Raw genomic sequence first — 16,688 nt, forward strand, 5'->3', positions numbered from 1 at the left:
CCTTGTATCAGTTGGAAATCGCGGACCGCAGCAGCGGATCCACCCCGTTCAGCTTGGCCTGTAACTGGTCGTGCACGTCGCGGGAGCCGCCGTCGCGACGCCACTCGAAGGCCGCCAGGTCGAGGGCGCCCAGCTCGGCCGGCCGGCCGCCGGCCGCCTGCACCAGCAGATTGAGCAGGGTGTCCCGGTGCTGCGGCTGCGCAGCCGCCTCGTCCAGCAACGCCCGCACCGCCAACGCACGGCGCGTCGTGTCGGTCTCACGCAGCCAGCGCGCCAGTCTCGTGACCACTTGGGCGAACTGGCTCTCACCGGCCATTGTGGACAGTGCCGCGACCTGGTCGGTGAGCTCCGGCCGCTTGACGAAGCTGCCCAGCCTGGTCAGCGCGATGTGCGGGTAGCGGCTGCCCAGCTCGGCCCCGCAGACCGCGATCGCCACCTCGCCCAGCGGCCGGGGCAGGTCGCGCCGCTTGGACCAGTCCCGGATCACCCGGCGAACATCGGGGCCGGTCACCGGATCCAGCGCGGCCGCCGCCAACAGCCGATGCGCCAACGGAAACGCGCTCTCCGACCACGCCGTCACCGCCCGGACCACCGGCCCTGCCCCGAGGTGGACCAGCCGCGGAACCAGGCGCTCGGCGTCCTCGGCCGGCAGGATCGCCGGCAGCCCGACCAGCCAGGCCACCAACGGCTCGCGCAGCGCCGGAAAGTCGGTCCAGACATGGTCGATCACCGCCTCCGCGTACCCCGGGCGGCCGAACCTCACCACGCCTTCCGAAGCCCCGATGCCGGCCAGCCGCGCCGCAAGGCCCTCGCCGGCCAACGGATGCGGTTTCGGCCCCTCGTAACGGGTTTCGTCCAGCAACGCGTCCGCCGCCGCGTGCACCACATCCTGGAATGCGCTCTCCAGGAACGCCGCCGCCAACAACAACGCCCGCCACGGCACGTCCTCGTGCCGCTCGAACTCCTCACGCAGCCGACGCGACCAGCCCGTGAACGCCCCCAGCACGTCCTGCCGATCCTCGACGCTCACCACCAGCTCCGCCAGCCGCACCGCCTCCGCCGCCGACGTCGGCAACTCCGCCAGCGCCGGCTCCACCTCCGTACCCTCCAGATGCGCCGCCAACACCTCCCGCGGCTCTGGCCTGGCCACCCGCACCGCGTCGAACCCCGCCGCCCGATCGTCGTCGACGATCACCACCAGCGAGCTGTCCTCCTGGTCCAACGCCGCCGCGAACTCCGGCAACGCCGCCCTGACCTGCTCCACCGTCGCGTCATCGGCCGCCGACAGATCCAGCAGGTAGCCCTCCTTCGCCGCCACCGGATGCCGGGCCAGCGAGGCCTCCACGTCCACCGCGATCTCCACCAGATGCAGGCCACCCAGCCGGTCCAGCAACACCGTCGCCGCCGTCCGCCGCCCCGATCCCGACGGTCCCGCCAACACCACCGCCCGGCTCCCCAACAGCTTCGCCAACGCGTCCACGAACCCCGCCGGCTCCACGAACCGCCGCGCCACCCGCCTGGCATCCAGACGAGTCCCCTCCAGCAGCCGGGCGTCCGTGCTCAAGTCGACTCCTCCCGTCCTCGTGGCCCCTAGCGACTATGCGGGACGATGAGCCCGGCCGGGCGAAAGTTCAGCTGTTCGTCGGCCAACGGACCGCCTTCACCCGCACCGGCGGTGACCGTTACTACTCCACCCGGAGGAACCACCCGACGCCGCACGCCCCCTCGCGCTACCGCTATGCTGCACGCAAGCGCGCCCCTGTAGCTCAGGGGATAGAGCAACGGTTTCCTAAACCGTGTGTCGCAGGTTCGAATCCTGCCAGGGGCACGTGCGATGGGGCGATCTCTGTCTGCGGAAAGCGCAAACAGAGATCGCCCGTCGTGTTTTCTGGGGGCCGAGCCCCCAGACCCCCGCCGGAGGGCTTCGCCCCCGGACCCCCAAGGCGGGGCCGGGGCTGGGTCGTGGCGTTGGGCTCTGGCTGGGACTGGGGGCAGCGGTGGCTGAGCAGGAAGCTGATCTCGCGGTGGCCCCCACCGGCCGCGATCACGTGTCCTAAGGCGAGCGTTCCACCGCTACGGGTGCTCGAACCGGTCCCGGCCGACGCTGCCCGGTCCTGATTGGACGTGCTGGGACAGGTTATCGGTTCCACTCAGGACGCTCATAATCACCCGAACGGGTGATAAGCGGCCAATCGGACCAGGCGGGGTTCCGCACTCTGCGACCGTTGCCGAGAGCAGGGTGACTGGGGAATCAGGGGCGAGATCATGACCGGCGGCTTCGGCGCGGTCCCGGACGAGCTATTCCGGACCGCTAACGCCATCAGCGACGCGGTGGGCAGTGCGGCCGGGATGCTGTGGCAGGGACCCAGCGGCGACTACGGGCACCCCGGGGTGCAGACGGGCTGGGAGCAGTTCATCGAGGACATGAAGTCCGAGATCAACACACTGCGCGACCAGGCCGAGGGGCACGGCGAGAGCCTCAAGACGGCCGCCATGGGCTACGCGGACTCCGACAGCGTGGCCGGCCAGGCCATCGGCGCGATCGAGGAGCAGGTCGGGCTGCCCGGCGGCGGGATCGGCGGCCGGATCGGTCGAATCCTGGGCGGCGAAACCAGCGACCCCGGCGACACGAGGATTGGTGATCGCCTGCCCGGCGTGCCCGGCGGCGGCTTCACCGGCAACCTGACCCCCAACCTGCTCCACGACCGCCTCGGCTACGCCGATGACGTCGGCGGTGTCATGAGCCCCGAGCGGTCCCGCGAACTGTTCCCCGGCACGTCCGGCGGCGACGAGTCCAAGGATGTCGAGTACTGATGCCGGCCGAACTCGGGCAGACGAACAACCCCAAGGACCTCATTCCCGGCGAGCCGGAGCGCATCTCCAACGACCTGCGCGACCTGGTGGGCAACCTCCAGCTGATGGGCGGGATCAAGGACGATCTCGGTGGCATCGACCCGTCCCAGTGGACCGGCGCGGCCAGCGACGCCTTCCGCGCGGTGTTCGGGGCCGAGCCGGACAAGTGGGCGCAGGCCATCTCGAACGTCGGCGACAAGGCGACGGCGCTGGCCGACTTCGGCGACGTGCTCACCTGGGGGCAGAGCGAGGCGCAGCGCGCCATCGAGGCCTTCACCCAGGCGCAGGCGGCCAACCGGACGGCGGCCGCGCAGTACAACGCCCAGGCCCAGCAGGCGCAGGCCGCCGGGCAGACCATGGACCCGTTCCAGGACCCGGGCCAGGCCGCCGCGCAGGAGGCCCAGCAGATCCTGGAGAACGCGCGCGGCAAGGTCGAGGCCGTCGGCGGCATGGTGGCCAAGAAGCTCGGGTTCACCAAGAACGACGACGGCAGCTACACCAAGAAGTTCGGGGACAAGGACTTCGGCGCCGACGAACGCAAGAAGGTCAAGAAGTGGGATCCCGACAAGGGCGAGTGGGTCGAGGAGGATCCCGGCGGCTGGCAGAAGAACAAGGGCGGCAAGAGCTACAGCCGTGAGTTCGGCGACCAGTCCGACGGGCTGCTGACCGACAAGCTGAAGGGCGTGCTGGACGGGCTGGGCATCGACACCTCGGAGTCGACCGTCGAGGCGTCCGCCGGGGTGGACCTTCTGCACGGGTCGCTGGAGGGCGAGTTCGGCAGCGGCGCGTTCTCCGGCAGCGGCAAGCTGGACGGCTCCGTGCTCGGCGCGGACGCGGAGGCCCACGGCAGCGCGAGCATCCTCGGCATAGCCGGCGGCGCCAGCGCCGAGGCGTACCTGGCCAAGGGCCACGCCGAGGGCGAGCTCAAGGCCGGCCCGGCCGACCTCAAGGGCAGCGCCGACGGTTTCGTCGGCGCGCAGGCCAAGGCCGAAGGCCAGGCCACCTGGGCCGGCGTGCAGGGAAGTGCCGAGGCGTTCGCCGGCGCCCGGGTCTCCGGTGACGCCAGCGCCGAGGTCGCCGGTGTCACGGCCGGTGTGCACGGCGAGGCGTGGGCCGGCGTCGGCGCGGAGGCCAGCGGCCAGTTCGGCATGGGCGACGACGGCAAGTTCCACCTCGGCGCGTCGGTGGGCGTCGGCCTCGGGGTGGGAGCCAAGCTCGGTTTCGACGTCTCCGTCGACCCTGCGGAGGTCGTCCACACTGTGGAGAATGTGGCCGACGACGTCGGTCACGTCGCCTCGGACGTCGGCCACGGAATCGCCAACGCCGCCTCAGACGTCGGCCACTTCCTGGGCTTCTGACCCGGCCCGACATCGACCAGGAGAGGGACACAACGTGGCAGCCACCATCCCGGTGCCGATCGAGTTCTCGCTGCCCGAGGGCTGGCGGTCGGCTCCGCCGGACGAGGTCGGCACGCCCGACGCCGCCTTCGTGGCGCTGCACCCGGGCACCATCCAGAACGGCTTCACCGCCAACATCACCATCACCGGCGAGCTGCGCGGCGAAGAGGAGCCGCTGACCGCCATCGGGAACGAGGCAGTCGCACGGCTGCAGGCCAGCGGCGCCCGCAACGTCCAACTGGGGCGGCGCAACGAGGTCGGCTCGGCCGAGAACCCCGGCCTCACCCAGGCGGTCAAGCTGAACATCGACCTCAAGGGCCGGCCACAGGACGTCATCCAGTTCCAGGTCTTCCTGGGGATGCGCGACCAACGCAACCCTGATCTGCGCGCCGTGCTGCACGTCGTGCTGTCCGCGTTGCCGGAACAGTTCGAGCAGGTCATCGGCGATTTTCAGAAGTTCCTGTCGACCATCAAGCCCGAGGGCGCCCAATGAGCGAGACCGCGCAGCAGCTGCTGGCCCGTATCGAGGCGATCGACACGGCCGCCGCCGAGAACCGGATGCGGGCCGAGTCCTACCAACGGATGGCCGACGAGCTGCAGAACGCCGAGGGGCGCGCAACTTCGCCGGACGGCCTGGTGACCGTCGTCGCGGGGCCGGGCGGGTCGGTCACCTCCATCGTCTTCGACGACCGGATCAGCACCATCACGCCGCAGGCGCTGTCGGCCAGCGTCATGCACGCCATCGCCCAGGCCCGGGCGTCGGCCGCCCAGCAGCAGGCCGAGGTGGTCCGCCGCGGGCTCGGCGACACCGAACTGCTGGACCGGGTGCTCGACTCCGACGCGCGGCTGTTCGGCGACACCCGGCCGAGCGCCCCGGCGCCGGCGCCCGCCGCCGCACCCGCCCGGAGCCGGGACCGCTACGACGATCAGTCCTTTGAGGACAGTGGCGTGCTCAGCGAGGAGTCCTTCTGATGAGTCCAGCGGCGATCATCGCCATAGCCGTCGGGGGCATCCTGCTCGTCGCGGTCGCGATCGTGGTGATGATGGTCTTCCTGCGGCGGTCGTACAACGCCCAGCAGCAGGGGACGCTGAGCCGGCTCAACGAGGAGATCCCCCGGCGGGGCTGGACGTACGAGGAGCGCAACGACTCGTACGTCTCGGTGTTCAACTCGCAGAACGAGTACGCCCAGCGGCCTCTGATCATGATGCCGAACCGGCAGAACCCGCTGGCCCCGCTGAACCCGTACCACCTGCCGCCCCGGGCAGACCAAGCACACAAGATCATCACTGGCACGCACCGAGGCCGGCCGTTCATCGCCGCCCTGTTCCGCGTCCACTACGCCGGCAAAGTGGACTGGAACACCATCGTCTGGGTGCGCACGGCCAGGCCGGGCCCGGCGCTGTCCGTGTCCCGGTCAATACGCTTGGAGAGCCACGTCAGAAGGGGGCTCGGGCAGGGGGACGTGCAGTACGGCAACCCGGACTTCGACGCCCAGTACCAGGTCAGCGCCGAAGACGAGCGCTTCGCGCGCGCGGTGCTGAACCCGGCGGTGATGCAGTACATGCTGACCGAGATCAGTCCGCTCGGTCCGTCCTGCGACATGTGGCTGCTGGGCGACCACATCGACCTGTCCGACCCGATGGACGACCACCGGGACCCGCTCACGCTGATCCCCGCCCTCGACCGGCGCTGCGACCTGCTCGACCGGATTCCCCAGTCCGCCTGGGCCTGACGCGCTAGTCGAAGACGCTGAAGACCTCGTCGGCGCGGTCGCGCTTGGTGTGCAGGTCCCAGGCGACGTCGGCGATGTCGTCGGGGTTCAGGGACTTGATACGGCCGAAGGTCTCCTCGTTGGCCGTCACGTGGGCGTGGATGTCGCCGCGTTCGACGAGGCCGCCGATGATCAGGTTGGCGGCCAGCACGCCCTTGTCGGCGACAGTGGCGTTGAGGGTCAGGACGTAGTTGCGCAGGGCAGCGCTGGGCACGGCGAAAGCGCCGATCATCGGCATGGGGCGGACCGCGCTGAGGCCGCCGGCGAACAGGAGTGTGCCGCGGCCGCGGTCCAGCATGCCCGGCAGCAGATGCCGCACGACGTCGACGGCGGGATAGACCCAGTCCATGGCCGCCCGGATGTCGTCGGACGTGGCCACGTCCAGTGACGCCATGGGGACGTCGAGGTCCCCCGTGCCGATGGAGTTGGGACCGTAGTAGACGACGTCGGCCGGGCCGAGCCGGTCGGCGGCCTCGTCCAGGGCGGACCGCAGCCGCTCGGGGTCCTGCACGCCCGCGACGAACGCCTCGGCCTTGACGCCGGCAGCCGCCAACTCGGCCAGGTAGCCCGGATGCCGGGCGCTGTTGCGTGAGATCAGGGCAACCGCGTGCCCCTCCCGACCGAACCGGTGGGCGATCGCCATGCCCAGGCCCGGCCCGACGCCGATGACCACTGCCGTCATGATTCCTCCAGTAATTTGAGGGTGCCCTCGACTTCAAACCTAGCACAAGTTGAGGGCACCCTCGATTTACTTACACTGGAGCCATGACCAGGCCACTGCGGTCGGACGCGATCCGGAACCGCGACAAGCTGCTGGCCGCGGCCGCCCAGGAGTTCGGGGCGCAGGGCCTGGACGCCCCGCTGGAGCACATCGCCAAGCGGGCCGGCGTCAGCATCGGCACGCTGTACAACCACTTCCCCACCCGCGACGACTTCTTCAACGCGCTGCTGCCCGAGCGGATCGGCCCGGCGATGGACCAGATCGCCGCGCGGGCCCTGGCCGACGACGATCCGTGGCGGGGCTTCGAGACCTATCTGGACGGCATCTTCGCGTTGCAGGCCAAGGACCGCGCCCTCCGCGACGCGATCTCGCAGCGGATCACGCTGACTCCCGAGGTGCTGGCGGTGTGCCAGCGGGGGCTGGAGCATGCCGTGCGCGTCATCGACCGGGCCAAGGCCGCCGGCCGGCTGCGGCCGGACTTCGAGCCGGCCGACCTGACGCCACTGGTCCTGGCCGTGTCCGAGGTGATCCAGCGCGACCCCGACGGCTGGCGCCGGTTCCTGGCGTTCCACCTGGACGGCCTGCGGGCCTGACCTCGCGGGATCACACCTGCAGGTCGGCCTCGATGCGCCGGAGGTTGTGCCGGGCCAGCGCGAGGTTGGCCTGCTCCCGTTCCAGCACCAGGTACAGGAACAGCGAGCTGCGGTTCTTCATCGTGTTCATCAGCCGGATCAGGTGGTACTGCCGGTGCAGGGTGATCAGGATGTCCTCGATGCTGTCGTTGAGCGCGAGGGTGGACATCACCCGCAGCTTGGAGCGCACCACCTCGGTGTTGCCGGCGGCGGCGAGCTCCAGGTTGAGCCAGTCGCCGCCGCCGCTGGTGCCGAGCGACATGCCGCTCTCGTAGTCGACCAGCGCGACGCCGACCGCGCCGGCGATGGACATGGCTTCCTTCAGGGCGGTATCGATGTTCATCGGACTCACTTCCTTGTCTGGGAGGAGACTTACGGGGTGAGGATCGCGACGATCCGGTCGGTCATGGGCCGGGTCTCGTACAGCAGGCGGCCCAGGTTCAGGCCGCTGTCGCCGAGCACCACCAGCAGCGCGACCCGGCCGATGGCGTACACGGCCATGTAGCCCCCGCTGTTGAACACAACGGTCTGGTGGAGGGTGCCCTGGCGGGTCACCTCGGCCGTCTGACGGGCGATCCCGAGATTGGCCGCGGCCAGTGCGGAGATATTCAGTGGATCGACGCTGTCCGCGACGTCGGAGATTATCGGAATCCCGTCGACCGCGGCGATAACCGTGTCCGTCACGCCGGCCACGGTTTCCCTGAGCTTGCGCAACTCGATGGCCAGCGCGTCATAGTCCACGATTTTTCTTTTCCCTTTCAGAAAGGCTGGCCGACGCCAGGCGAAGCGCGCCACCGCTACGGCCCCGGACCCGGTCTGGCGTCTCCGGGGCGGCGCACGGGTAGCAGGTCCGCCGACTCGACGACGGCGGTTTGCGGCGTCGCCTCACGGGGACGCAGAGTGGCCGTCGTGACGTGGACACGACCGGTGAACGCCGCGGCGGGAGCGATCGCCAGCACGTCGTCGCCCAGCATCCGGGCCACGTCCACGGTGACCGAGTGGACGCCGCGGCCGATCGCGAACGCGATGTCCCGCGCGGTGCGCCGGCCGGTGGCGTGCGTGACGATCTCCTGAAGCTCGTCATCGGGGTCCCCGTGACCGGTCGCCACCAGGCGTTCTCGGTACGGCGACACGGGACAGGGCGACGCGTCGAGCACGGCCAGCCGGACGGCGACCTGCCCGAGCAGCAGTGCTGGGGAGACGCCGTCCACCACGGGTGGCAGGACGTCGGCGGTGTCGTCGAGGACGTAGTGCGAGACGCTGCCGACGGCGATCGCGAACGCGGCGTCCGCGATGGCCGCACCGATCAGCTCCGACTGCCCCGCCGCACCCGCTCGCAGCGCCGCCACGCCGGGCGCTCCGGGACTGTGCGCCGCGATCACCGCGCCGTCCCGGAAATGGATCACCCCGCCTGGGTCGCCGGCCAGCACGAGGGCCGCGCTGATTCGATCGGCGTGACACTGCGTGAGGGCGTGCGCCAGGACGTCAAATGATGTTCGATAAGCGCGTCTCATCGCCGTACGTTTTACCCGCCGATGCGACGCGATACATCAACCCCTACACGATCGTGTGAAGGAATTGAAAAACCGTAACAACCCTGGTTTCAGCCGTCGGTTTACGCCAAATGCAGCCATTCGACAATCAGCCGCAAGTGATCTTCGGAGCAGGATCGTAGGCCTTCTTGCGGGTGTGCTGGGAGACTTCGCGGCCATTGAGATCCTTGATCACCCGAGTGTCGGTGGCGGTGAAGCCGGGACCACCGGCCGAGGCGTGGCAGTTGGCCGCCGGACCGGGACGGGGCTGCGGGTCGACGAAGTCGGTGCGCTCGCCCGGCACCGACTCGACCTGGTAGCGCTTGGTGCCCCACAGCCGAACGGTGATGTTCTGCGGCGTCCAGATGGTCTGGATGGTGATGCCGGTGGGCCCGTCGTTGGTGAATTTGAGGTCGATGACGCTGCTGCCGTCGGGATTCTGGAAGACGGTGGCCTCGCGGGCGGCCGGGTAGCGGCTGATGTAGTAGCTGTGCTCGGTGTGCCCGGCGTCGGCCATGCCGGCGAAATAGGAGGCGTTGTACAGCGTGGTGGCGAACTGGGAGATGCCGCCGCCGACGGCCGTGCCGGGGGCGCCGTTCTCGATGATGCCGGCCTCGACGTAGCCCTGCTTCGCGGTGCGCGGACCGGTGTAGCCATTGAGGCTGAACGTCTCGCCGGGCTTGACCACCGCCCCATTGACCTTCTCGGCCACGACCCGGATGTTGACGCCGGAGTCGGCGGCGAAGCCGCCGGTGGTGAACTCGCCGACGACCTCCTTGATGCCCAGTTGGTTGGCCTGCTCAGTGGTGAGCTTGGCCGGCTGCTTGGCGTACGTCGCCGTGATGACCCGATTGTCCTTGTGCGCCAACAGGTCCGGCAACGCGGCCAGACTCTTGTCCCAGTCGACGCCGCGGCCGTCCGCCGACGGCTTGACCGACGGCTTGTCGCCCTCGATCACCACCTGGGCGTCCTGGCCCGGCTGCTCGGTGCTGGCCAGCTGCGGCTTGAGCGCCGCCAGCACCTTGCCGTGGTCCAGCTTGGGCGCCAGCTTGCCGTTGTCGCCGGGCGCGAACCCGAGCGCGGCGGCGATGACCGCGGGCTGGAGGGTGGCGTCCTTGCCGTCGCCCTTGACGGTGACCGGCCCGGACACCGCCGGCTTGGCGTAGTTCTCGACGGCCTCGCGCACCGCGTCGGCGCTGACCTTCGGCGACGTGCCGGTCACCGGCAACACCACCGGGACGCCGCCGATCCAGTTGTCCACCACGGATCGCTTGGCCGCGGCGGCATCCAGCTGCTGGCCCGACCGCGGCGTGACGGCGGTCGGCGTGGTGCCGTCGAAGCGGATCGTGCCCTCGACCGGGTCGCGGTCCACCTGCAAGCCCTGCAACGCCTTGCCCAACACAGTTTCGTCCACCTTGGACACAAAGGCGGACTCGCGCCGTTCGAAGAAGGACGTCAGCCGGGCGAACGGGTTCAGCGGCTGCTCCGCCGCCCGGTCCAGGGTGGCCGGCCAGTCCGCGGCCAGCCCGGCCGACTTGGCGTCGAGAGTGGCGTCCACGTCCCCGGCCCGCACCTTGACCGGCTGAGTGATCCTCATGTCCAGCGCCGAGTGCAGCCGCTGCTCGGCGTCGGCCCGGCTCAGACCACCGACGTCCACGCCGGCCACGGTCGTGCCACGAGGCAGCGTGCCCTGGGACAACAGGAGGTCCACGCCGTAAAGGACCGCCAGCGCGCCAACCACCGCGCCCGCCCCGATCAGCCCGCGCCGCAGCAGTCGGCCGCGGCCCTGGTCGTCCCCGGCCGGCGGCTCCAGGCTGCCCGACACCGGCGGGAATTTCAGGGTGCCGTCGATGCGGACGGTCTGCTCTTCCTCGGCCACCTGTCAGAGTTTACCGATTTGTCCGAGATGCTCGCGGCCGGCCGACAGGTGCCGGCGGGAGTTCCGGGGGAGGATGTCCGGACTCGGCGCGCGGCACCGACGTCTCGGGTGAAAGGCCGCCCCAGCGAAGGAGCGGCACAGCGAAGGAGCGGCACCGTGAAATACCTGATCCTCGCCTACGGCTCGCAGCGCGACTACGACGCGATGGCCGGCCGGCCCACCGAGGGCGGCCCGACCTGGACGCCCAGCGACTTCGAGGCCATGGGCGCGTACATGACGAAGCTGAACAACGACCTGGCCGAGTCGGGCGAGCTGGTGGAGACCCGCGGCCTGACCGCGCCCGTGCACGCCCGCCGGCTCCAGCTGCGCGACGGCGCGCCGGTGGTGACGGACGGCCCGTACGCGGAGACGCAGGAGGTGCTGGCCGGCTACTGGGTCGTCGAGTGCGACAGCTACGACCGCGCCACCGAGATCGCGGCCCGGCTGCTCCAGGTGCCCGGCCCGGCCGACATCACCAACGCCGTGATCGACATCCGGCCGGTCGCGGAGAGCCGGCACGAGATGGACCTGTGACCAGCGGCTTCGAGGACCTGCTGCGGGAGTTGACGCCGCAGGTCCTCGCCGCCGTGGTCCGCCGCTACGGCCATTTCGACACCGCCGAGGACGCGGTGCAGGAGGCGCTGCTGACGGCCGCGCAGCAGTGGCCGGCCGACGGCGTGCCGGACAACCCCAAGGCGTGGTTGATCACGGTGGCGTCGCGTCGGCTCACCGACCTGCTGCGCGGCGAAAGTGCCCGCCAGCGCCGGGAAAGCACGTGGACGCTACCCGAGCACTACACGCCGGCGCCGACCGCCGACGACTCACTGGTGCTGCTTTTCCTGTGCTGCCATCCGAGTCTGTCGCCGTCGTCGCAGATCGCGCTGACGCTGCGCGCGGTCGGCGGCCTGACCACGGCCGAGATCGCGCGGGCGTTCCTGGTGCCGGAGTCGACCATGACCCGGCGGATCAGCCGGGCCAAGCAGACGGTCAAGGCCAGCGGTGTGCCGTTCGGACTGCCGGCCGACGACCGGCTGCCGGTGGTGCTGCACGTGCTGTACCTGATCTTCACCGAGGGCTACGCCCGGGACCGCGTGGAGCTGAGCGGGGAGGCGATCCGGCTGGCCCGCATGGTGCGCCGACTGCGTCCCGACGACGGCGAGGCCGCCGGGCTGCTGGCGTTGCTGCTGCTCACCGACGCCCGCCGGCCGGCTCGTACGGGCCCGAACGGCGAGCCGGTGCCGATGGCCGAGCAGGACCGGACCCGATGGCTGGCCGAGGACATCGCCGAGGGCGTCGACCTGGTCACCACGGCGTTGACGCAAGGTCCACCCGGGCCGTACCAGCTGCAGGCGGCCATCGCGGCCGTGCACGACGAGGCCGCGAGCTATGCGGAGACCGACTGGCCGCAGATCGTCGGCCTGTACGAACTGCTCCAGCGGATCTCCGACAACCCGGTGGTGGACCTGAACCACGCCGTCGCCGTCGCGATGGTCGACGGTCCACGCAAAGGCCTGGCCCTGCTGGACAATCGCCTCGACGACGATCACCGACTGCACTCCGCCCGCGCGCATCTGCTGGAGCTGGCCGGGGATCGGGCCGCCGCGCGGGTGTCCTACCGCGAGGCGTCCCGGCGGGCGACGAGCCTGCCGCAGCAGCGTTATCTCAACGCCCGCGCCGATCGGCTCATGGACTGAAGTCGGTCTTCACGGCGTCGAACGGGCTGACCCGGCCGTCCAACAGCGGGTCGAAGCCCTTGTCCCCCTTGAGGTGGCGGAGGAAGAACGCGTTGACGTAGGTCGAGGCGATCGTGCGCTGCTGCTGTTCGGTCAGCTTCCGCTGGTCGGGATGCGTTGCCTGGCCGGGGATCCACGCCTGGCAGTAGCCGGGCTTGGTGCCGGGGACGGCGTCGTCGTGCGCGGCGACCTGGCCGCTGCTCGGCGACCACTGGGTGTTGTAGAAGTCGTGGTTGCCGCCGGTCAGCGTGTACCTGTAGATCGGGACCGTGTTCTTTCCCTTGGACTGGTTGAAGTACGAACCGGTGTTGACCTGGTCGCAGGTGCCCCACATGGTCGCGAACGGGACCTGGGTGACGATCTCGCCGTTCCAGTTGTCGGTCGGGGCGAAGGCGAAGGTCGCCCGCACGGTCACGCCCGGCGGCCACTCGTCGTGCCGGATGTCGGCGATCTGCTGCATGACACCGCCACCGCCCATGGAATGTCCGATCGTGCCGACATCGGTCATGTCCACATGCCCCTTGAAGTCCACGGTGGATGTCTTGCCTTGAGCGTCCACGAGTTTCCCGCTCAGCGGCCCGCCACCGGTGGCCGACAGCTGCTGCCACATGGCCAGCTGCGCGTTGATCAGCGCCGCTCGGGCGTAGTAGACCGTGGGCGCCTGCCCGAAGGAAGTGGCGTTGATGCCGTTGGTGCCGATCGACACCACCACGAATCCCTTGCGTGCCAACTGTTCGGCCAGGTAGTCGTAGCCCTGGTAGCTCGGGATCTGGTTGACGCCGCTGGGGCACGGCCAGTCCTGGATCCCCTTGCCGGTCGCGCAGGTGTCCCACAGGCCGTGCTCAATCATGATCAGCGGATGCGTGCCGTGGGCGACGTCCCTCGGGTAGAACACCACGCCGTCCAACTCGCCGCGGCCGTGGTAACCGATCGACGCCGGCGGCTCGAACGCCTGGTCGCCGAGGTTGTAACTGACCGACAGGACGTCGTGCGGATCCGCCTGCGCCGGGACCGCGAGCCCCAGCAGCAGGGCCGCCGCCACCCAGAGTGCCTTCATGTCCGGCGACCGTACCGAGCGGTTGTCAGGAACTTGTTTGCGATCCACCTGGCCGTGGTAACGAACTCCCAGGCTCAGCGATGAGAACAGCGATTCCGATTCGAGCACGACATCGTGTCTCCGAGGGAAGTGTCATGGGTAGGTATCGAAGCGAGATCCACGGCAGCGTGATCGAAAAGCTCGGAGACAAAGTTGGCCGCGACAGTTCCCATCATTTCCCGATCTCGCCCGGCCCCGAGCGGCGGGCGGACCGCCGTACGGGTGAAACGACCCGCCATCCTGTGGCATGTTTTTGGCACGTTGTCCATGCCGGTTCTTTTCACTGCCATGCTGACGCGGTGCCGAACGAGGATCAAGTAGCCGAGCAGGTCAAGGACGAGATCCGAAGACTCAGAGCCGGCCACGGTGTGCTCACGCCCAACCTGGCCGAAAAGATGGGGCCGCATCTGCGGACCCTGTGCGGAGTGCACGGCGACGCCGCACAGCTGCGTCCCACGTTGATCCAGCATCTGTTGGCCTTCGCCGGCGGCCTGCCCGGTGAACGCCAGGACATTCTCGCGATCAGCCTGGCCATCGACAGCAAGATCGGCCACCTGACCAATTTCACCGAGCGGGTCGACCATCTGGCCACGCTGTTGGCGGTGAGCAACCGGACGGCGCTGCGGCGGATCAGCGACGCCGAGGGAGAACTGGCCAGGGAGATCGCGGCCGAGCTGTCCAGAAACGCCGGCGGCCAGCGTTTCGTCAAGTCCTACTACATCAGCGAGTACCGGGCCATCGTCGACAACACCGCCGCCCACGCCGACCCGGCCACGGTGGTGGTGCACCAGGAGCGCGAGCTCATCTGCGTCCAGGACGGGCTCGCCGAGATACCGATCCGGTTCGAACTGCCCGAGCACCCGGACACTCCCGAGCCGATGTTCTCCGCGCGGGTCCAGCACGGTGGGCGGATCAAGGCGCTGCGCCGCCTGTCCCCGACCGGGTTCGAACTCGTGCTGGGTCTGCCGTCCCCGCTGGCCCGGCGGGAGCCGCACCGCTTCGGGATCAGCTTCACCTTTCCGGTGGCGCTGATCCGTGCCCACCACGTGATCACCGGTGAGGTCACGATCCGCCACTACCAGCTCATCGTGAAGTTCCACCCCGACCACCCGCCGGCCTGGATCAGACGGGTGGACGGCGAGGACATTCGCACCCTGGACGCGTTCGCCCGCCGCGCCGTCGCCCCGTCCGGGGAGTTCGCGCTCGACGCGGTGGGCGAGGCGAACCTGACCTTCGACCACCTCGGTCCCCACCTCGCCTACGGCTGCCAGTACCGATGGCATGAGGCGCGGTGAACGGCATGGGAGTCCCGCCCTGACACTGGACCACCCACGCCGCTCACCACGGCGGCCGGTCAGCCGCGCCGCCGCGGCCGGTGGGAGCGACGACGGCGCCGGGGGGCGACCGCCGCGAAGCCGGCCTTGACGAACTTGACCGCCAGCACCAGCACGGCCCGCAGGCACGCCACCAGCATCGCGTCGTGCTGGCTGCAGGCCAGCACCCACAACGCGATCGCGATGACCAGACAGGCATTCGGGTTAGCACCGGTCTCGGCGACAATCCAGTAACCGGAAGTCTTGAACTCCATGGTTTCACCTCTGCTCGTCGATGAAATGTGACGAGGCAGAGATTGGGATCGTTTGCGGCGTCCAATTATCCCGGCGGGACACTTTCCGCATCACGGCAGGTCCATGCCGTGAAAAGGCGTCCGAGCGGTCGGACACTCGGACGTTTCCATTGTCCGATCGAGTCAGAAGGCGAGGGGTAGGTCCGGTGGCGAACACAGGCGTGACACCCGAGGAGCTGCTGCGGGATTTCGGGTCCCTGGTCGACGCGCAGTCGAAGTCCCTGCGTGGGCTGGCCATCGCGTCCGACGTGGGCGTGGAGACCATCCGCGGCTGGAAGGACATGGGGCGTTTCCCACGGAACACGCGCGACTTCATCACGGTCGTGCGCACGTGCCTGCAGTACCTCAAGCCGGATGCGCCCCGCCCGTCCTGGCGCCTCGCCGAATGGGAGGTCCGCTACCAGGAGGCGAAGCGGATCTGGGAGAACCGCGAGGGCGCGCCTCGGCACCCGAAGCCGGTTTCCGAGGTTCCCGGCGGCCAGCCGTCGTTTCCGTCGGTGCAGGTCAACGGCGGCGACTACGTGCACGGAATCAAGAACTCCGTCCACATCGGAGACGTCAACAACCACCCCAAACCGTGAGGGCGTCGACATCGACTCCCCACGTTTCACCCAGAGAATCAAGGAGATGCCATGACCAGTGGTGAGGTCAGGATCAACAACGGGGTCCTGTGGATCGACAGCGAGGCGTACCCGCTGCGGACCATCTCGCACGTCGGCTCCCGGTGGATCGACCCGAAGCCGATCAAGACCGCGGCGGTGCGGAAGTTCATCCTGCGGGCGTTGCTCTGCCTGATGATCGCCGGGATCGCCGGTTCGGCCTCCTCGGCGTTAGGGCTGTTTGTCTTCCTGGGCGGCATGGCGCTGGCGGTCTGGCGGCTGGCCCTGGCGCTGAAGCTGCAGCCGCTCTACGGCCTGGTCCTCAACACCGCGGGCGTGCAGCACGACGCCATCTGGAGCATGGACCAGAACGAGATCGGCAAGCTGGTCGAGGTGATCACCGACGCGATCGGCCACCCCGACACCGCGCAGACGATCTTCAACGTCAACCATGTGGTCGGCGGCGACATCATCCAGCAGTACGGCGCGAACAACATCGGCAAGCAGGTCGGCGCGGGGGTGAAGTCGCACTGATGAGCACCGACGACCGCTTTCACGTGCACAACACGAACCACGTCGGCGAGGGCGACATCATCCAGCAGTACGGCTCGGGCAACGTCGGCAAGCAGGTGCACACCGGCCCCGGCGACAACGTGGTCAGCAAAGCCGGCCCCAACGGGCCGGAGGCGCCGCGGACCGTGACCATCCAGAACGGCGACTACGTCGCCGACGACAAGACCACCACCCACCTCGGCGACGTGCACCACAATCCGCCGCGGTAGCCCGGAGCCGTGGCGGCGAAGACCGA

20 protein-coding genes and 1 tRNA gene are annotated in these 16,688 nt (G+C 69.4%); 13 read left to right on the forward strand and 8 right to left on the reverse strand.

The window, feature by feature from the left end; all coding sequences use genetic code 11:
• Nucleotides 1–7: 7 nt before the first annotated feature.
• A complete protein-coding gene (locus JJ691_RS35540; RefSeq protein ID WP_211763924.1) occupies nt 8–1,564 on the reverse strand; it encodes a hypothetical protein in 1,557 nt (518 codons plus the stop codon).
• 191 nt (nt 1,565–1,755) lie between these two features.
• Here JJ691_RS35540 and JJ691_RS35545 point away from each other — a divergent pair.
• From JJ691_RS35545 to JJ691_RS35570, 6 genes are all read left to right on the forward strand, one after another.
• Nucleotides 1,756–1,828 (forward strand) — tRNA-Arg (locus tag JJ691_RS35545).
• A 437-nt stretch (nt 1,829–2,265) separates the two neighbouring features.
• A complete protein-coding gene (locus tag JJ691_RS35550) occupies nt 2,266–2,814 on the forward strand; it encodes a WXG100 family type VII secretion target (protein WP_211763925.1) in 549 nt (182 codons plus the stop codon).
• Nucleotides 2,814–4,211, forward strand: coding sequence for a putative T7SS-secreted protein (locus JJ691_RS35555; RefSeq protein ID WP_211763926.1), 1,398 nt, complete (start codon nt 2,814–2,816; stop codon nt 4,209–4,211). The genes JJ691_RS35550 and JJ691_RS35555 overlap by 1 nt, the downstream gene beginning before the upstream one ends.
• Before the next feature lie 34 nt (nt 4,212–4,245).
• Complete coding sequence (locus JJ691_RS35560; RefSeq protein ID WP_211763927.1) at nt 4,246–4,743, forward strand: hypothetical protein; 498 nt, start codon at nt 4,246–4,248, stop codon at nt 4,741–4,743.
• Nucleotides 4,740–5,222, forward strand: a complete 483-nt coding sequence (locus JJ691_RS35565) for a YbaB/EbfC family nucleoid-associated protein (RefSeq protein WP_211763928.1) — start codon at nt 4,740–4,742, stop codon at nt 5,220–5,222. Before JJ691_RS35560 ends, JJ691_RS35565 begins: the two co-directional genes overlap by 4 nt.
• Entirely contained in the window at nt 5,222–5,983 is a 762-nt protein-coding gene (locus JJ691_RS35570; protein WP_211763929.1) for a DUF3137 domain-containing protein, read from the forward strand. The genes JJ691_RS35565 and JJ691_RS35570 overlap by 1 nt, the downstream gene beginning before the upstream one ends.
• A 4-nt stretch (nt 5,984–5,987) precedes the next feature.
• Here the strand turns inward: JJ691_RS35570 and JJ691_RS35575 are convergent, their stop codons facing one another.
• Complete coding sequence (locus JJ691_RS35575) at nt 5,988–6,704, reverse strand: SDR family oxidoreductase (RefSeq protein ID WP_211763930.1); 717 nt, start codon at nt 6,702–6,704, stop codon at nt 5,988–5,990.
• A gap of 83 nt (nt 6,705–6,787) precedes the next feature.
• Here JJ691_RS35575 and JJ691_RS35580 point away from each other — a divergent pair, with 83 nt between their 5' ends.
• On the forward strand, nt 6,788–7,336 hold the full coding sequence (locus tag JJ691_RS35580) for a TetR/AcrR family transcriptional regulator (protein ID WP_211763931.1): 549 nt from the start codon (nt 6,788–6,790) through the stop codon (nt 7,334–7,336).
• Nucleotides 7,337–7,346: 10 nt separating this feature from the next.
• Here the strand turns inward: JJ691_RS35580 and JJ691_RS35585 are convergent, their stop codons facing one another.
• The 4 genes from JJ691_RS35585 to JJ691_RS35600 form a co-directional block, all read right to left on the reverse strand.
• Nucleotides 7,347–7,718, reverse strand: coding sequence for a hypothetical protein (locus tag JJ691_RS35585; protein WP_211763932.1), 372 nt, complete (start codon nt 7,716–7,718; stop codon nt 7,347–7,349).
• Nucleotides 7,719–7,747: 29 nt separating this feature from the next.
• Nucleotides 7,748–8,170, reverse strand: a complete 423-nt coding sequence (locus JJ691_RS35590) for a roadblock/LC7 domain-containing protein (RefSeq protein ID WP_249227220.1) — start codon at nt 8,168–8,170, stop codon at nt 7,748–7,750.
• 2 nt (nt 8,171–8,172) lie between these two features.
• On the reverse strand, nt 8,173–8,889 hold the full coding sequence (locus JJ691_RS35595; protein ID WP_211763933.1) for a hypothetical protein: 717 nt from the start codon (nt 8,887–8,889) through the stop codon (nt 8,173–8,175).
• Nucleotides 8,890–9,016: 127 nt separating this feature from the next.
• Nucleotides 9,017–10,732: a VanW family protein gene (locus JJ691_RS35600; protein ID WP_442912791.1), complete on the reverse strand. Its 1,716-nt coding sequence runs from the start codon at nt 10,730–10,732 to the stop codon at nt 9,017–9,019.
• A gap of 210 nt (nt 10,733–10,942) precedes the next feature.
• Between JJ691_RS35600 and JJ691_RS35605 the strand changes: the two genes are divergently transcribed.
• Together JJ691_RS35605 and JJ691_RS35610 are read left to right on the forward strand one after the other, a co-directional pair.
• Nucleotides 10,943–11,359 carry a YciI family protein gene (locus JJ691_RS35605; protein WP_211763934.1) on the forward strand — a complete coding sequence of 139 codons (417 nt, stop codon included), beginning with the start codon at nt 10,943–10,945 and terminating at the stop codon, nt 11,357–11,359.
• Nucleotides 11,356–12,519 carry an RNA polymerase sigma factor gene (locus JJ691_RS35610; RefSeq protein WP_211763935.1) on the forward strand — a complete coding sequence of 388 codons (1,164 nt, stop codon included), beginning with the start codon at nt 11,356–11,358 and terminating at the stop codon, nt 12,517–12,519. Before JJ691_RS35605 ends, JJ691_RS35610 begins: the two co-directional genes overlap by 4 nt.
• On the opposite strand, the gene JJ691_RS35615 is transcribed toward JJ691_RS35610, so the two are convergent.
• Entirely contained in the window at nt 12,509–13,615 is a 1,107-nt protein-coding gene (locus JJ691_RS35615; RefSeq protein WP_211763936.1) for a hypothetical protein, read from the reverse strand. The two genes, JJ691_RS35610 and JJ691_RS35615, sit on opposite strands and share 11 nt — an antisense overlap.
• A 338-nt stretch (nt 13,616–13,953) precedes the next feature.
• Here JJ691_RS35615 and JJ691_RS35620 point away from each other — a divergent pair, with 338 nt between their 5' ends.
• Nucleotides 13,954–14,949 (forward strand): hypothetical protein, encoded by a 996-nt coding sequence (locus JJ691_RS35620; protein WP_211763937.1) that lies wholly within the window; start codon nt 13,954–13,956, stop codon nt 14,947–14,949.
• Between the two features lie 59 nt (nt 14,950–15,008).
• Here the strand turns inward: JJ691_RS35620 and JJ691_RS35625 are convergent, their stop codons facing one another.
• Nucleotides 15,009–15,242: a hypothetical protein gene (locus JJ691_RS35625; RefSeq protein WP_211763938.1), complete on the reverse strand. Its 234-nt coding sequence runs from the start codon at nt 15,240–15,242 to the stop codon at nt 15,009–15,011.
• Nucleotides 15,243–15,427: 185 nt separating this feature from the next.
• On the opposite strand from JJ691_RS35625, the gene JJ691_RS35630 reads away from it, so the two are divergent.
• From JJ691_RS35630 to JJ691_RS35640, 3 genes are read left to right on the forward strand one after another with little or no spacing between them, the layout of a single operon-like run.
• Nucleotides 15,428–15,862: a hypothetical protein gene (locus JJ691_RS35630; RefSeq protein WP_211763939.1), complete on the forward strand. Its 435-nt coding sequence runs from the start codon at nt 15,428–15,430 to the stop codon at nt 15,860–15,862.
• 51 nt (nt 15,863–15,913) lie between these two features.
• Nucleotides 15,914–16,414 (forward strand): DUF6232 family protein, encoded by a 501-nt coding sequence (locus tag JJ691_RS35635; protein ID WP_211763940.1) that lies wholly within the window; start codon nt 15,914–15,916, stop codon nt 16,412–16,414.
• Nucleotides 16,414–16,662, forward strand: coding sequence for a hypothetical protein (locus JJ691_RS35640; RefSeq protein ID WP_211763941.1), 249 nt, complete (start codon nt 16,414–16,416; stop codon nt 16,660–16,662). The genes JJ691_RS35635 and JJ691_RS35640 overlap by 1 nt, the downstream gene beginning before the upstream one ends.
• Nucleotides 16,663–16,688 lie beyond the last annotated feature (26 nt).

It is taken from the genome of Kutzneria sp. CA-103260 (assembly GCF_018263855.1).
Taxonomy (GTDB): domain Bacteria; phylum Actinomycetota; class Actinomycetes; order Mycobacteriales; family Pseudonocardiaceae; genus Kutzneria.

Coding starts and splice junctions, on each gene's coding strand:
- JJ691_RS35585 (WP_211763932.1), bottom strand. CDS start 7,718: ATGAACATCGATACCGCCCTGAAGGAAGCCATGTCCATCGCCGGCGCG.
- JJ691_RS35635 (WP_211763940.1), top strand. CDS start 15,914: ATGACCAGTGGTGAGGTCAGGATCAACAACGGGGTCCTGTGGATCGAC.
- JJ691_RS35550 (WP_211763925.1), top strand. CDS start 2,266: ATGACCGGCGGCTTCGGCGCGGTCCCGGACGAGCTATTCCGGACCGCT.
- JJ691_RS35625 (WP_211763938.1), bottom strand. CDS start 15,242: ATGGAGTTCAAGACTTCCGGTTACTGGATTGTCGCCGAGACCGGTGCT.
- JJ691_RS35580 (WP_211763931.1), top strand. CDS start 6,788: ATGACCAGGCCACTGCGGTCGGACGCGATCCGGAACCGCGACAAGCTG.
- JJ691_RS35575 (WP_211763930.1), bottom strand. CDS start 6,704: ATGACGGCAGTGGTCATCGGCGTCGGGCCGGGCCTGGGCATGGCGATC.
- JJ691_RS35565 (WP_211763928.1), top strand. CDS start 4,740: ATGAGCGAGACCGCGCAGCAGCTGCTGGCCCGTATCGAGGCGATCGAC.
- JJ691_RS35570 (WP_211763929.1), top strand. CDS start 5,222: ATGAGTCCAGCGGCGATCATCGCCATAGCCGTCGGGGGCATCCTGCTC.
- JJ691_RS35595 (WP_211763933.1), bottom strand. CDS start 8,889: ATGAGACGCGCTTATCGAACATCATTTGACGTCCTGGCGCACGCCCTC.
- JJ691_RS35615 (WP_211763936.1), bottom strand. CDS start 13,615: ATGAAGGCACTCTGGGTGGCGGCGGCCCTGCTGCTGGGGCTCGCGGTC.
- JJ691_RS35555 (WP_211763926.1), top strand. CDS start 2,814: ATGCCGGCCGAACTCGGGCAGACGAACAACCCCAAGGACCTCATTCCC.
- JJ691_RS35640 (WP_211763941.1), top strand. CDS start 16,414: ATGAGCACCGACGACCGCTTTCACGTGCACAACACGAACCACGTCGGC.